13 protein-coding genes are annotated in these 13305 nt (G+C 72.3%); 9 read left to right on the top strand and 4 right to left on the bottom strand.

Going from position 1 to position 13305, the window contains the following annotated elements; all coding sequences use genetic code 11:
* Nucleotides 1-7: 7 nt before the first annotated feature.
* A complete protein-coding gene (locus tag ACIBF7_RS04520) occupies nucleotides 8-3256 on the bottom strand; it encodes a LamG-like jellyroll fold domain-containing protein (protein WP_397196428.1) in 3249 nt (1082 codons plus the stop codon).
* Between the two features lie 397 nt (nucleotides 3257-3653).
* On the opposite strand from ACIBF7_RS04520, the gene ACIBF7_RS04525 reads away from it, so the two are divergent.
* Nucleotides 3654-4538 carry a M23 family metallopeptidase gene (locus ACIBF7_RS04525; protein ID WP_397196429.1) on the top strand — a complete coding sequence of 295 codons (885 nt, stop codon included), beginning with the start codon at nucleotides 3654-3656 and terminating at the stop codon, nucleotides 4536-4538.
* Nucleotides 4539-4641: 103 nt separating this feature from the next.
* Nucleotides 4642-5601 carry an endonuclease/exonuclease/phosphatase family protein gene (locus ACIBF7_RS04530; RefSeq protein WP_397196430.1) on the top strand — a complete coding sequence of 320 codons (960 nt, stop codon included), beginning with the start codon at nucleotides 4642-4644 and terminating at the stop codon, nucleotides 5599-5601.
* On the opposite strand, the gene ACIBF7_RS04535 is transcribed toward ACIBF7_RS04530, so the two are convergent.
* Together ACIBF7_RS04535 and ACIBF7_RS04540 are read right to left on the bottom strand one after the other, a co-directional pair.
* A complete protein-coding gene (locus tag ACIBF7_RS04535) occupies nucleotides 5602-6252 on the bottom strand; it encodes a response regulator transcription factor (protein ID WP_271277038.1) in 651 nt (216 codons plus the stop codon). It abuts the gene before it with no gap.
* Nucleotides 6249-7355 (bottom strand): sensor histidine kinase, encoded by a 1107-nt coding sequence (locus ACIBF7_RS04540; RefSeq protein WP_397196431.1) that lies wholly within the window; start codon nucleotides 7353-7355, stop codon nucleotides 6249-6251. Before ACIBF7_RS04540 ends, ACIBF7_RS04535 begins: the two co-directional genes overlap by 4 nt.
* 111 nt (nucleotides 7356-7466) lie before the next feature.
* On the opposite strand from ACIBF7_RS04540, the gene ACIBF7_RS04545 reads away from it, so the two are divergent.
* The 7 genes from ACIBF7_RS04545 to ACIBF7_RS04575 all read left to right on the top strand — a co-directional run bounded on the left by ACIBF7_RS04545 (nucleotide 7467) and on the right by ACIBF7_RS04575 (nucleotide 12998).
* Nucleotides 7467-8402, top strand: a complete 936-nt coding sequence (locus ACIBF7_RS04545; RefSeq protein ID WP_397196432.1) for an ABC transporter ATP-binding protein — start codon at nucleotides 7467-7469, stop codon at nucleotides 8400-8402.
* Nucleotides 8399-9163 (top strand): ABC transporter permease, encoded by a 765-nt coding sequence (locus ACIBF7_RS04550; RefSeq protein WP_397196433.1) that lies wholly within the window; start codon nucleotides 8399-8401, stop codon nucleotides 9161-9163. Before ACIBF7_RS04545 ends, ACIBF7_RS04550 begins: the two co-directional genes overlap by 4 nt.
* An 89-nt stretch (nucleotides 9164-9252) precedes the next feature.
* Nucleotides 9253-9771: a toxin-antitoxin system HicB family antitoxin gene (locus ACIBF7_RS04555; RefSeq protein ID WP_219546837.1), complete on the top strand. Its 519-nt coding sequence runs from the start codon at nucleotides 9253-9255 to the stop codon at nucleotides 9769-9771.
* Nucleotides 9771-10700 carry a DUF4097 family beta strand repeat-containing protein gene (locus tag ACIBF7_RS04560; protein ID WP_271277034.1) on the top strand — a complete coding sequence of 310 codons (930 nt, stop codon included), beginning with the start codon at nucleotides 9771-9773 and terminating at the stop codon, nucleotides 10698-10700. Before ACIBF7_RS04555 ends, ACIBF7_RS04560 begins: the two co-directional genes overlap by 1 nt.
* A 17-nt stretch (nucleotides 10701-10717) precedes the next feature.
* Complete coding sequence (locus ACIBF7_RS04565) at nucleotides 10718-11683, top strand: ATP-binding cassette domain-containing protein (protein WP_148035855.1); 966 nt, start codon at nucleotides 10718-10720, stop codon at nucleotides 11681-11683.
* A complete protein-coding gene (locus ACIBF7_RS04570) occupies nucleotides 11680-12483 on the top strand; it encodes an ABC transporter permease (protein ID WP_271277033.1) in 804 nt (267 codons plus the stop codon). The genes ACIBF7_RS04565 and ACIBF7_RS04570 overlap by 4 nt, the downstream gene beginning before the upstream one ends.
* Nucleotides 12480-12998, top strand: a complete 519-nt coding sequence (locus tag ACIBF7_RS04575) for a DUF1707 domain-containing protein (RefSeq protein WP_271277032.1) — start codon at nucleotides 12480-12482, stop codon at nucleotides 12996-12998. The genes ACIBF7_RS04570 and ACIBF7_RS04575 overlap by 4 nt, the downstream gene beginning before the upstream one ends.
* Here ACIBF7_RS04575 and ACIBF7_RS04580 read toward each other — a convergent pair.
* Nucleotides 12985-13236, bottom strand: coding sequence for a hypothetical protein (locus ACIBF7_RS04580; RefSeq protein ID WP_397196434.1), 252 nt, complete (start codon nucleotides 13234-13236; stop codon nucleotides 12985-12987). The genes ACIBF7_RS04575 and ACIBF7_RS04580 overlap by 14 nt on opposite strands.
* Nucleotides 13237-13305: the final 69 nt, after the last annotated feature.

Here is a 13305-nt window from a genome sequence, read left to right on the forward strand (position 1 = left end):
CGGAGGGTCATTCGGCGGCGAGCCGGGCGACGTCGAGATCGCCCAGTGCGCCCTGGTAGGTGCGGACATCGTCGACGATGCCGGGCCAGTGCCCGGTGAACGCGCCGTCGTGCAGGGTCCGGCCGAGCTGGAGCGGCCCGGTGGCGTTCCAGGTGCTCGCGTGGCCGGTCTCGGTAGTGGCGACGAGCTGCCCGCCCACGTAGACGCGCAGCTTCTTGGCGAGCGCGTCGTACACGCCCGCCACGTGGGTCCATTCCATGACGTACGGGACGGCGTCCGATCGGGTGCGCGTCACCGGCGCCCCGTCCGCGTCGGCGCCGGCCATGCCGAAGGACCAGCGCGGCCCGTCGGCGGCGTAGCCGAGCGCGAAGCCGCGGGCCCGCGTCCCGCGCTGCGCCACCGCCGCGGCGTCGGCCGGCGGCAGCGTGTCGAGCTGGACCCACGCCGTGACGGTGAAGCTGTCGTCGGTGCGCACCGCCGCCCGCGACGCCTCGGCGTGCCCGGCGGCTCCGTCGAGCGCGAGCGCCCCGTCGAGCCAGCCGCTGGTCCAGGAGGCCCCCGGACCGAGGGTGAGCGGGCCGGTCACGCCCGCCGCGTCGGCCGCGGCCGTGCCGGTCTCCTCGTCCAGCGTCCAGTGGCCGGTGAGCGTGGCCGCGTGGTTGACCAGCTTCACGATCTCGTCGGCGGCCAGGGCCCGGTCGTGCACCCGGACCTCGTCCACCTCGCCGGGCCACGGGTCGGTCTGCCTGCCCTGGTAGCGGGCCTGCCCGAACTGCACCGCCGACGCCGGTCCGGCCCCGCCGTGGTACGTCACGGGCCCGGCGGCGAGCGTGCCGTTCACGTACAGGGTCATCTTCCGCGTGGCGGAGTCGTAGACGCCGGTGAGGTGGGTCCACTCGTTCGCGGCGGGCACCACCGCGGGGTTGCGCGCCCAGATGGTGTGCGAGGTGCCGCCCGGGTGGTTCATCATGAACGCCCACGACTTGACGCCGCCGCTGTAGCCGAGCCAGAAGCCGCTGTTGTCCTGCCCGCTCTGGCTGACGGCGGCCACGTTGCCCGCGGGCAGCGACGACAGCCGCACCCACGCCGAGACCGCGAGGTTCTGATCGGTCGGCACGACGCCGGCGGCCGTGGCGGCGTACTGGCCGGCGCCGGCGAACTTGAGCGCCTTGCCGGCCCGGCCGTCGGCCCAGGCGGCGCCGGTGACCGCCACCGGATGGGCGCCCGCCTCGTCCCCGGCGGTGGCGCCTGAGCCCTCGTCGAGCCGCCAGTAGCCCGCGGGGCCGGTGCCGGCCCGCACGTTGAACACGTAGCTGCGGATCGGCCCCTGCTTGCCCGCGCCGTCCTTGCTGCGCACCGACAGCACGTTCGGGCCCTCCTCCAGCGGGGTGAGACTGATCGTCGCCGCGCCGCCGGTCGCGCTCACCTCGGTGACGGGGCTGGTGTTGAGCCCGTACAGGAACGAGATCACGTCGGCCTCGCCGTTCGCGCCGAAGGTGAACTCCCCGGCCCGGCCGAGCCCGTCGCCCCAGTCGTTCTCCGGATACCGCGCCGAGGAGACCGTCGGCTCGCGGCCCGGCGCGGTGGTGTCCACGCCGATCTCGCAGTACGGGCTCCAGCCGCTGTTCGCCTGGCCGTCCTCGCCGCGCGCCCGCCACCGGATCACCGAGCCGTCCGTGTAGACGCCAGCGGGGACGGTCGCGGTGAACGCGTTGCCGGAGGAGGCCGCGGCGGTGAGGAACTCGCCGCGCTTCGTCCCTGCCGCGTCGTACCACTCGAAGCGGGCCTTCACCGAGTTGTCGCCGTCGCGCAGCTTCGCCCACAGCTTCGGCGTCGCCGTCCCGATCCTCGGCCGTGCCGTGCCGGAGACGCACGCGCCGCCCGGGTCGGACCAGACGTCGGCCGCGACGGGAGTGGTCGGGATGGTGTTGTACTCGACGACGAGCGTGGGGTTGTTGCGGAACTTCTTCCACGCGTACGTGTCGGTCTCGCTGCTGGCGCGCAGGCCCAGCGTGATGTTCGGCCAGCTCTTGGCCGCCGCCTGCACCGCCGCCGCCGTGGCGTCGAACTCCACGCCGCCGGCCGGGCAGGCGGTGCCCCAGCCCTTGGCCACCGTCTGGGTGTTGAGCTTCTCGTACCAGGTCGGCTGGTTGTTCCAGGTGGTGGACTTGCTGATGGTGCCGGTCCGCCAGAGCTCGACGGGCTTCTTGGTGCACGACCACGACCACGTCTCGTACGTGCGCAGGGTGGCCTTGATGATCTGCTTGCCGTGGATGGCGCTGCCGGTGTTCATCTGGAAGAACGACCGGTTCGTGCCGCCGGTGTCGTTCTCGTGCCCGACGCGCGCCACGTCGCTGGAGTTGAGGTAGTTGGTGGTCGGATACCGCTTCCACACCGCGGTCCACGAGCCGCGCGGCGCGGACACCGACGGGTCCAGGTAGACGGGGTAGCGGGTGTCCGGGTCGGCCAGCATGGCCTTGTCGGGGGTGAGCGTCAGCGCGCGGTCGTCGACCCGCAGGCCCATCGCCTCGTGCCGGGTGCCGGGGTCCGGTCCCTCGCCGGGCCGCTTGGCCAGGGCCCTGACGGTGTCGGGCGAGTCCCACATCAGCGGCGTCGGCGCGGCGAACACCTCCGCGCCCGTCCGGTCCACCGCCTCCATCCCGCCGCCCCGGCCCCGCCGTACGGTGAGGCCCTCCGGCTGGAGGGCGAAGTCGAGCCGGTCGAGCCGGCCGCTCAGCGCGGCCTCCCTGGTCTTGACCACGAGGACGTGCGAGAAGCCGTCCACGTCGGCCGTCACCTGGAGGTCGACGCCGGGCAGCACCTCGGCGTAGGTCGCGGTGGCGCCGTCGAGCACGGGCTCGGGCAGCTTGCCCGGCCAGGTCATCGCGAGGGACTTGGCGCCCCTGGCGACCTTGGCCATCGGGGCGTCGCCGCCGCCGGAGAACCGCAGGTCCACCGCCGTCGCGCCGGGCGCGACCGAGCCGTCCGGCAGGCGGCGCAGGGTGGTGTCGACCGGGGTCCACCGGCCGTCCTGGCGTACGCGGACGGGGCGGGCGTTCTGCTCCAGGACGAGGCCGCCCTCGGGGGTGGCGTAGACGGTGCGGGTCTCGGTGCGCAGCGAGCCGACCTCGAAGCGTTCGTTCTTCTGGCGGGCCGCTTCGAGGGCGCCCCGCTCGGTGGCGGTGTCGGGAGAGGGCTCCCGGTGCGTGACCGGGGTGCCCGCCTGGACGGGGGTCGGCGCTGTCAGCCCTGCCAACAGAAAAGCAGCCGCTGCGGCGACTGCTGTGACGGGTCTGAGGCTCGGACGTAAACGGTGGCCTGGCGATGTTGCGGTGCTCCTGACCCGAGCCATCATGCCTCCGACGACGCTCTGTAAAGCCGGGGATTCAGCGCAAGTGTGTACGCGGCGGAGGGGGTGATCAAGAGGCTGATCGCGGTCTGTAAAGGTTTTCCATGAAACCCAGGTTTTTTGACAACTTTCGCCAAACGGGCCCTGACGCAGGAGATATGGCGGTCGGCAGGCCGCCTTACGCGTCACGGTCAACTTTCATGTCATCAGGGATTGATGAAGACAACTTTCAGGGATATCTTTCCGATCACGTTCCGTGGCCACAGCGAACCCCCCTCACCCCCCCTTTTTCCGAGAGGTACGCATGCCCGCAACCGGCAAGCCGACCCGGCCGATGATCATCGCGTTCGTCGTCACCCTCGCCGCCACGCTGTTCCCCCAGGCCGCCTCGGCGTCCACCGCCCTGGCGTCCCACAAGAGCCCGTTCAACTGCGGAAAGACCTTCTACGCCAACAACTGGACCCCCAACCACAACCCGTCGGGCTCCATCGACTGGCAGAGCTACGGCGGCGACGCCACCAACGGCGAGACCGTCCGCGCCACCGCGGCCGGCACCGCGTACTTCTACAACGCCGGCAGCACGAGCTACGGCCAGTGGGTGGAGATCCGGCACAGCGACGGCACCAGGACCCGCTACGCCCACCTCGCGACCATGGTCCGCGCGGCGGGCGGCTCCATGAGCGTCGGCCAGGGCACCGCCATCGGCACCGTCGGCGCCACAGGCGGCACCGACGCCCCGCACCTGCACTACGAGCAGCGCACCTCCACCGGCGCCATGGACACCAGCCCGACCGTCGACGGCGTCACCGTCTCCCTGGGCCAGAAGAAGGCCATCACCAGCACCAACGCCTGCGGCGGCAGCAGCAACCCCTACACCCCGCAGGAAGCCTGCGGCAGCGGCTACGGCGTCATCGACTCCGCCGCGCTCACCGGCGGCCGCGTCTACCTGCTCTACAACTCCGGCAACGGCTACAACTGCGTCGTCACCCTGAAGACCACGAACGTCGGCACGGCCTCGCCGGTGTCAGCCTTCCTGGAACCGCAGGGCTCGACCCGCACGACCGACTCCGGCAGCTACGGCTACTACGCGGGCCCGGTCAAGCGGTCGGCTCCTGGCCAGTGCGTCAAGTGGGGCGGCTCGGTCGGCAGCAGCTCGTACACCAGCCCCTTCGAACACTGCGGCGCCTGACGCCGCTCCGCACTCGTCCGCCTGCGGACCACGGCCTCCGTCCGCAGGCGGCGATTCCCTGAGATCCGGGCGGGAACCCGCGACGTCCCGTACGGTCGGCGGCATGAGCACGCAAGATCGGAAAGCCGGCGGCGGGATGTCGTGGACCCGCGGGCGGGTCCTGGCGGCGGCCGCCGTGGTGGTGGCCGTGCTGACGGCGTTCCCCGGCGTGCTGCCCAACACGGTGAGCCGGCTCGGCAGCCTGCTGGAGACCTTCCGGCCCTGGGCCGGTCTGGCCGTGCCGGTGCTGCTCGTCCTGGCGGTGCTGCGCCGCTCGGCCCTCGCGCTGGTGGCGCTGGTGCTTCCCTCGGCGGTGTGGGGCGGCCTCTTCGGCGCCCGGCTGTTACCCGCCGGCCAGGGAGCGGCGCACGACCTGACCGTGCTCCAGCACAACGTGAACGACGAGAACCCCGACCCGGAAGGCACCGCCCGCGCGCTCGCCGGGGCCGGGGCCGACCTGATCGCCCTGGAGGAGCTGACGCCCGAGGCCCGGCCGGTGTACGAGGCCGTCCTCGCGCCCGATCACCCGCACCACGTGGTCGTCGGCAGCGTCGGGCTCTGGTCCAGGCATCCCCTCGCGGACTCCGGGCCGGTGGACATCAGGCCGGCGGAGGTCGGAGGCGACTGGAGCCGAGGGCTGCGGGCGACCGTGCGGACACCGTACGGCGACCTGGCCGCGTACGTCGCCCACCTGCCGTCGGTCCGCATCCGGCTGCCCGACGGCTTCGGCTCGGCCTGGCGCGACGAGAGCGCCGGCGAACTGGGCGCCGCCCTCGCGGCGGAGAAGCTGGACCGGATCGTCCTGATGGGCGACCTCAACAGCACCCTCGACGACCGCGGCCTGGCCCCGGTCACCTCGCGGCTGATCCCGGCGGACGAGGGTTTCGGCTTCACCTGGCCCGCCGCCTTCCCTCTCGCCAGGATCGACCACGTCATGACCCGGGCGGCGACGCCGGTGACCACGTGGACCCTGCCCGCCACCGGCAGCGACCACCTGCCGGTCATGGCCCGTATCAAGCTCTGATCAGTCGAGGACGTGGGCGTGCAGGGCGCGCAGCACCGCGTTCGTGCGGTCTCGCGCGCCGAGCTTGAGCAGCACGGTCGAGACGTGGTTCTTGACCGTGCCCTCGGCCAGGAACAGCGCCCGCGCGATCTCGCGGTTGCTGTATCCCTCCGCGACCAGCCGCAGCACCTCCAGCTCGCGCTCGGTGAGCTGCTGGATCGCGGGCAGCCCCGCCTCGTCCGGCGGCGGGCGGCGGCCCACCGCCCGCATCAGCCGCTCGGTGATGGACGGCGAGATCAGCGTCCCCCCGCCGGCCAGGACGCGGATCGCCCGGGTCAGCCGCTCCAGCGTCACGTCCTTCAGCAGGTAGCCGCCCGCTCCCGCGCGCATCGCGTCCAGGACGAGGGTGTCGCTGTCGAACGTGGTCAGCACGAGCACCGGCGGCGCGTCGCCCGCGCGCTCGCGCAGCGCGTTCAGCGTCCAGATGCCGTCGTGGCGGGGCATGCGCAGATCGAGCAGGACGACGTCGGGGGCGTGCTCCTCGATCGCCGCCAGCGCGGACATGCCGTCGTCGGCCTCCCCCGTCACCTCGATGTCGTCGGTCAGGTCGAGCAGGCTGCGGATGCCCTGCCGCACCAGGGTCTGGTCGTCGACCACGATCACCCGGATCATCGCGCGGGCACCGTCGCCGTCACGCGGAACCCGTCGCTGCCGTCGAGCCTGACGTCGCCCCCGATGGCGTCGATGCGCTCGCGCAGCCCGCGCAGGCCGTTGCCGAGCCGCAGCTCGGGGCTGCCGCGCCCGTCGTCGACGGAGGTGAGCTTGACGGCCTGGCCGGGCGTGTTCTCGATGCTGATGCGCAGCGAGGTCGCGCCGGAGTGCCGGATGGTGTTGGTGACGATCTCCTGTACGGCGCGGATGAGCGTCAGCGTCACCTCCTCGGACAGGCTCACGTCGTCGATGCTGATGCCCACGTCGAGCCCCGGGATGTCGCGTACCAGGGCGTCGAGGGACTCGCGCAGGTCGGGCGCGTCGGCGCGGAGCTGCCCGACGGTCGTGCGCACGTCCCGCAGCAGGTTGCGCGCCACCCCGTCGGCGCGCTCGATGTGGGTGCGGGCGGCGGCGCCCTCGTGGTGCCTGGCGACCTCCAGCTCCAGGGTGAGCGCCGTGAGCTGGTGTCCCATGAGGTCGTGCAGCTCGCGGGCGATGCGCAGGCGCTCGTGCGCTCGCGCGGTGTCGGCCAGGATGACGCTCGCCGCCCGCAGCTCCACGTGCGCCTCGGCCAGCTCGCGGCGCAGCCGCTGCTCCCGGATGATCGCCACCGAGCTGAGCACCGCCGCCGTCTGGATCAGCAGGTACAGCAGCGCGCCGAGACCGATCCCGGTGGGGTCGGCGCCGGCGAGGCCCGCGGTCACGGCGATGACGGCGGTGTTGAGCGCGATCACCACGGGGCCCGCCCACCGTGGCGCGACGTAGGCGCTCAAGGTCGCGGTGAAGACCAGCAGGATCGGCAGCCATCCGGCCCGGGGCGCCGTCAGGACCGTCAGCCAGCCCAGCACGACCGCCGCGGCGTAACAGACCCACGCCGCCTTCTTCTTGTCTTCCTCCCAGACCACGGCGCCCAGGCACGCGAGCATCAGGCCCGCGAACAACGCGCTCCAGACAGGCAGGGGCGCCCACGTCTCGGTCACGCCGAGCAGCGTCGGAGCGCCCACTCCGACGCACACCAGCAGCATCGCCAGACCGGCCCACACGTCCGGCTCGATTCGCCGCATAACGCCACTGTACGAGCGATCTGCCCGATGCTGGGGTGCCGAAAGTCATGGGTGCGCCTGCTGACCATCGGCACAGGCGCCCGGCACCCGCCCCTTCCTAGCGTCGGAGGCATGCCATCAACGCCCGCCGTGGAGGCGGAACGACTGCACAAGCGCTACCGGGCCAAGGTCGCCGTCGAGGAGATCAGCCTGTCGGTCGGCGCCGGCGAGATCTTCGGCGTCCTGGGGCGCAACGGGGCCGGCAAGACCACCACCGTCGAGATGATCGCCGGTCTCCGGCGGCCCGACCGCGGCACCGTCCGCGTGCTCGGCCTGGACGTCCGGCGCGACCGCGCCCGGCTGCGCCAGGTCCTCGGCGTCCAGCTGCAGGACGCCACCCTGCACCATGCGCTGACCGTCACCGAGCTGGTCCGGCTGTACGCGACCTTCTACCCCGACCCGGTGCCGGCCGGCGAGCTGATCGAGTCGGTCAGCCTGACCGACTCCGCCCGCACCCGGTTCGACCACCTCTCCGGCGGCCAGCAGCAACGGCTGTCGATCGCGCTGGCCCTCATCGGACGCCCCCGGGTGGTGATCCTCGACGAGCTCACCACCGGGCTCGACCCCGAGGCGCGCCGTCACATGTGGGCGACCGTCGAAGGGCTGCGCGAGTCCGGCGTGACCGTCCTGCTCGTCAGCCACGCCATGGAGGAGGTCGAGCGGCTGTGCGACCGGGTCGCGCTGCTCGACGCGGGCCGGGTCGTCGCCCTCGACTCGCCCGCCGGGCTGGTCAGGCGGGCCGGGTTCGCCCAGCGGGTCACCTTCCGCGCGGCCTCCCCCGTACCGGAGGGGCTCCTGGAAGGGCTCGCCGAGGTCGAGCGCGTCCGGGCGGACGGCGACCGCGTCACGGTCGAGGGCAAGGGAGACCTGCTCCAGGCCGTCAGCGTCGCGCTCGTCAGGGCCGGCGTCGTGGCCACCGAGACCCGCAGCGTGCAGGCCAACCTGGACGACGCGTTCGTCGCGCTGACCGGGCACCGGCTGGACCCCGAGGAGGAGAGCACCCGATGACGGACATCCCCGTGTACCGGCCCGGCCCGCGGGCCTTCGGCCAGATGCTGATCTGCGAGCTCAAGATGGTGGCCCGCGACACCGCCGGGCTGATCGTGCCGATCGGCATGCCCGTGCTGATCCTGGTGATGAACGCCTCGTCCGCCGGTGAGCAGGTCGTCGCGCACGGCCGCACGGCGCTCGACGTGTTCGTGCTGCCTCTGGTGTTCGCCATCGTCATGGCCACGACCGGCATCGTCAACATGCCGAGCTTCCTGGCCGCCTACCGGCACAGCGGCATCCTGCGCCGTCTCGGCGTGACCCCCGCCTCGCCCATGATGGTCCTGGTCGCCCAGGCGGTGGTCGGGATCGTGCAGATCGCCGTGGGCATCGCGGTCGCCTACGCCGTGGCCATGCTGGCGTTCGGAGCCAACACGCCGGTGAACATCGGCGCGGCGCTCGGCGTGCTGGCGCTGACGGTGGCCGCCATGTACGCCGTGGGCCTGATCGTCGCCGCCCTGTCGCCCACCCCGAACTCCGCCGTGGCGATCGGCCTGACCCTCTTCTTCCTCCTGGGGGCCACCGGCGGCATGTTCGGCGGGATGCAGAACCTGCCGGAGGCGGTCGCGACGATCGGGCAGTGGCTGCCGTTCGGCGCCGGCGTCCAGGCTTTGTCGTCCGCCTGGGTCGGCGCGCCCGTCGAGGCCGCCCACCTGGTCGCCCTGGCGGCGAACGTGGTGTTCGGCACGGTGATCGCGGCGGTGTTCTTCCGCTGGGACTAGCCACGACGGGTCGGCCCGACACCCCTATGACGCTATGAAGACGCCGCTATGGGATTGCAATGGCGTCAGAATAGCGTCATAGTGGCGTCATGGACCTCGCACCATATGTCGATCACCTCCGCCGCGAGCTGGCGATCGCCGCAGGGGCGGGCGGCGAGGAAGCCCGCGTGCTGGGCGAACGCCTCGCCGCCACGCTGGAGTCGGCCACCCGGCTCGCGCTGCTCGAGGCTCTCTCCGCCGCCGCCGACGAGATCACCCGCGACCTCGCGCCCGGCTCCGTCGAGGTGCGCCTGCGCGGCCGCGACCCCGGCTTCGTCGTGACGCCACCGCCGGGCGGCAGCTCGTACGAGGACGAGGGTGAGAGCGACCGGCCCGCCGCGCCACCGCCCGCCCCGCCACCGCCGGACGCCGACGAGGGCGGCACGGCCCGGATCTCGCTCCGGGTTCCCGAGCACCTCAAGCCGCGCATCGAGGAGGCGGCGGCCCGCGACGGCCTGTCGGTCAACGCCTGGCTGGTCCGCGCCGTGTCCGCCGCCCTCGACCCCGGCGAGACCGGACGCCGCGCCACCCGGCAGAGCGGCAACCGCTACAGCGGATGGGTGCGCTGATGACCACGCCGACCCATGACGAGGGGACCATGATGCCCGCTTTCCACACCCCCGAGCCGATCCTGGCCATCATCGACATGGCGACCGCCACCGTCCGGGTCAACGCCGGCGACCGCGACGACACGGTGGTGGAGATCCGCCCGGCCGACGAGTTCGACGACGCCGACGTGCGGGCCGCCGAGCGCGCCGAGGTCGAGTACGCCGGCGGCAGGCTCCTGGTCCGCGCCGACAAGGACACCTCCGACCGGGACCTGTCTCTCGGCAAGCTCGTGGAGTCGCCCGCCGACTGGGCGCGCTCGCTGCTGCTCGGCCAGGGCGGCTCGGTCCAGGTCACCATCGACCTGCCCGCGGGCTCCCGCCTCGACGTCAAGCGGGCGGCGGGCCTGCGCTGCCGCGGACCGCTCGGCGAGGTGGCGTTCACCACCTCCTACGGCGACATCCAGGTGGAAGCGGCCGGCCGGCTCCGCCTGAAGACCACGTACGGCGACATCTCGGTCACCCGCGCGGCCGGGCACGCCGAGATCACCACGGACCACGGCGACATCCGCGTCGGCGAGATCGACGGCACGGCGGTGATCAGGAACTCGCACGGCGAGATCCGCCTCCGGGAGGTCACCGGCGAGCTGCGGCTGAACACGGCCCACGGCGACGCCACCGTCGACCGCGTCCTGGCCGGCGTCGTCGCCAAGACGGCGTACGGCAGCGTCCGGATCGGCGAGGCGGTCCGCGGCTCGGTCGTCATGGAGACCACCGGCGGCGGGCTGGAGCTGGGCATCCGCGACGGCAGCGCCGCCTGGCTGGACGTGAGCTCGAAGTACGGATCCGTGGACGTCGGCCTGGACTCCGCCGACGGCCCCGGCCCGGCCGGCGACGTCGTCAAGGTGCGGGCCCACACCTCCTACGGCGACATCGTCATCCACCGTTCCTGACAAGTGAGGAGAAGCTCATGCCTGACGCGATCGTGGCCGAAGGTCTGGTCAAGAAGTACGGCGACGTCGTCGCCCTCGACGGGATGGACCTGACCGTCCCGGAAGGGACCGTGCTCGGGCTGCTCGGCCCGAACGGCGCCGGCAAGACCACCACGGTGCGGATCCTGACCACCTTGCTGACACCGGACGCCGGACACGCCACGGTGGCCGGGTTCGACGTCGTCCGCGACGCGCGCCGGTTACGCGCCCGGATCGGCGCCTCCGGCCAGTACGCCGCCGTCGACGACCATCTCACCGGCGCCGAGAACCTGGAGATGGTCGGCCGCCTCTACCACCTGGGCACCAGGCGCAGCCGGGAGCGCGCCCGCGAGCTGCTGGAGCGCTTCGACCTGACGGGCGCCGCCGACCGCCCGGTGCAGGGCTACTCGGGAGGCATGCGGCGCCGGCTCGACCTGGCCGGCGCGCTGGTCGCCGACCCGCCGGTGCTGTTCCTCGACGAGCCCACCACCGGCCTGGACCCGCGGGCCAGGGCGAGCCTGTGGGACGTCATCTCCGAGCTCGTCGCGGCGGGCACGACGGTGCTGCTCACCACCCAGTACATGGAGGAGGCCGACCGGCTCGCCGACCGCGTCGCGGTGGTCGACCACGGACGCGTCATCGCGCTCGGCACCGCCGACGAGCTCAAGAGCCACGTCGGCGGCGACCGGATCGAGCTGTCGGTGACGAGCGCCGCGGACCTGGCGTCCGCGACGCGCGTGCTGGCCCCGCTGTCCGCGGGCGCCCCGCAGAGCGACGCGACCGCCCTGCGGGTGACGATCCCGGTCGCGGGCGGCGCGTCCGCGCTCACCGAGGCGCTGGTCCGCCTGGCCGCCGAACGCATCACCGTACGCGACGCCGGGCTGCGCCGGCCGACCCTGGACGACGTGTTCCTGACCCTCACGGGACGCGAGGCCGACGAGAAGACCAAGGAGACCGCACGATGAACACCCTGCATCTCGCCGTCGCCGACGGCGTGACGATCGCCAGGCGCAACGCCCTGAAGATCCGGCGGGCGCCCGACCTGCTGGGCGGCGTCGTCATGCTCCCGATCGTGCTCGTGCTGCTGTTCACGTACGTCTTCGGCAGCATGATCAGCCTGCCGGGCGTGTCGTACGTGGAGTACCTGCTGCCCGGGATCTTCGTCATGACGATCGTCTCCAGCGGGCAGATCACCGGCTACACGCTGACCCAGGACCTGCAGAGAGGCATCTTCGACCGGTTCCGGACGCTGCCGATGTCGCCCTCGGCCGTGCTGACCGGCCAGACCGTCGCCGACGTCATCATGAACGTCACCAGCATCGTGACGATGGCGCTCGTGGGGCTGCTCGTCGGGTGGCGCGTGCACACCTCGCCGTGGGAGGCGGCCCTGGGGTTCCTCATGCTGCTGCTGTTCGCGTACGCCTTCTCCTGGGTGACGGCGACGGTCGCGCTGGCCCTGCGCACGCCCGAGGTCTTCAACAACGTGGCCACGATCATGTCGTTCCCGCTGGTCTTCCTGTCGAACGCGTTCGTCGACAGCGCGCGCCTGCCCGGCCCGCTGAAGCCGATCGCCGAATGGAACCCGGTCTCCACCCTGATCCAGGCCTCACGCGAGCTGTTCGGCAACACCAGCCCCGCCATGCCCGTCCCCGACGCCTGGCCGCTGCGGCACGCGGTGCCGGTGTCGTTCCTCTGGTCGGTGCTGCTCCTGGCCGTGTTCGCGCCGCTCGCCACGCGGCTGTACAAGAAGGCCGTCAGCCGATGACCCCCGACGACCGCGAGATGGCGGTGGAGCTGGTCCAGCAGGCGTACGCGGACGGCCGGCTCCAGCCCGCCGAGCTGGAACAGCGCCTCGAACTCGCCCTGACCGCCACCTCCGCGAAGGACCTGGAGCCGATCCTCGCCGACCTGCCGGACGACGTGGTCGTGCTCGAGACCACCGGCGGAAGCATCAGGCGAGCGGGCGACTGGCAGGTCCCGCGCCGCCTGCGCGTCAGCTCCGAGTACGGCAGGGTACGGCTCGACCTGTCGCAGGCCGTCATCCGGCATCCGCACATCGACATCGAGCTCCGGCTCCCGTTCGGCAGCGCCACGATCATCCTGCCCGCCGGGGCGAGCGCGAACGCCGACGGGGTGCGCACCGGATGGGGCTCCGTGGTGTGGAAGGCCCCCGCCTCCCGGCTCGCCGGCGGGCCGCACGTCCGGATCACCGGCGAGCTGACCTACGGCCGCCTCACCGTCCGCACCGCTCACTCCGGCTCCTTCGTCAGGAGACGGTGATGGTGGAGCCGTTGGCGGCCAGGCCGAAGATCTGGATGCAGTTGGCGCCATGGTCGGCGATCAGCCAGGCGTGGTTGCCGAACGAGTCGATCCGGTAGTTGTGACCGGGCTCCAGCGTCGTGTACTGCTGCCGGTTTCCCGCGCTGTCCAGCCAATGGATCTGTATGGAGTACGGGCTCTCGTTGATCACCATCAGCTGTGAGGGCCATCCGTTCACCGAGTGGAGCCGGCCTTCCACGGAACAGGCGTAGGCGCTGGCACCGGCATGGGTGAACGAATATCGGTAGAATCAGGATCGGATGTTTCC

Source organism: Nonomuraea sp. NPDC050478 (assembly GCF_044458265.1).
Classification (GTDB): Bacteria; Actinomycetota; Actinomycetes; order Streptosporangiales; family Streptosporangiaceae; genus Nonomuraea; species Nonomuraea ferruginea.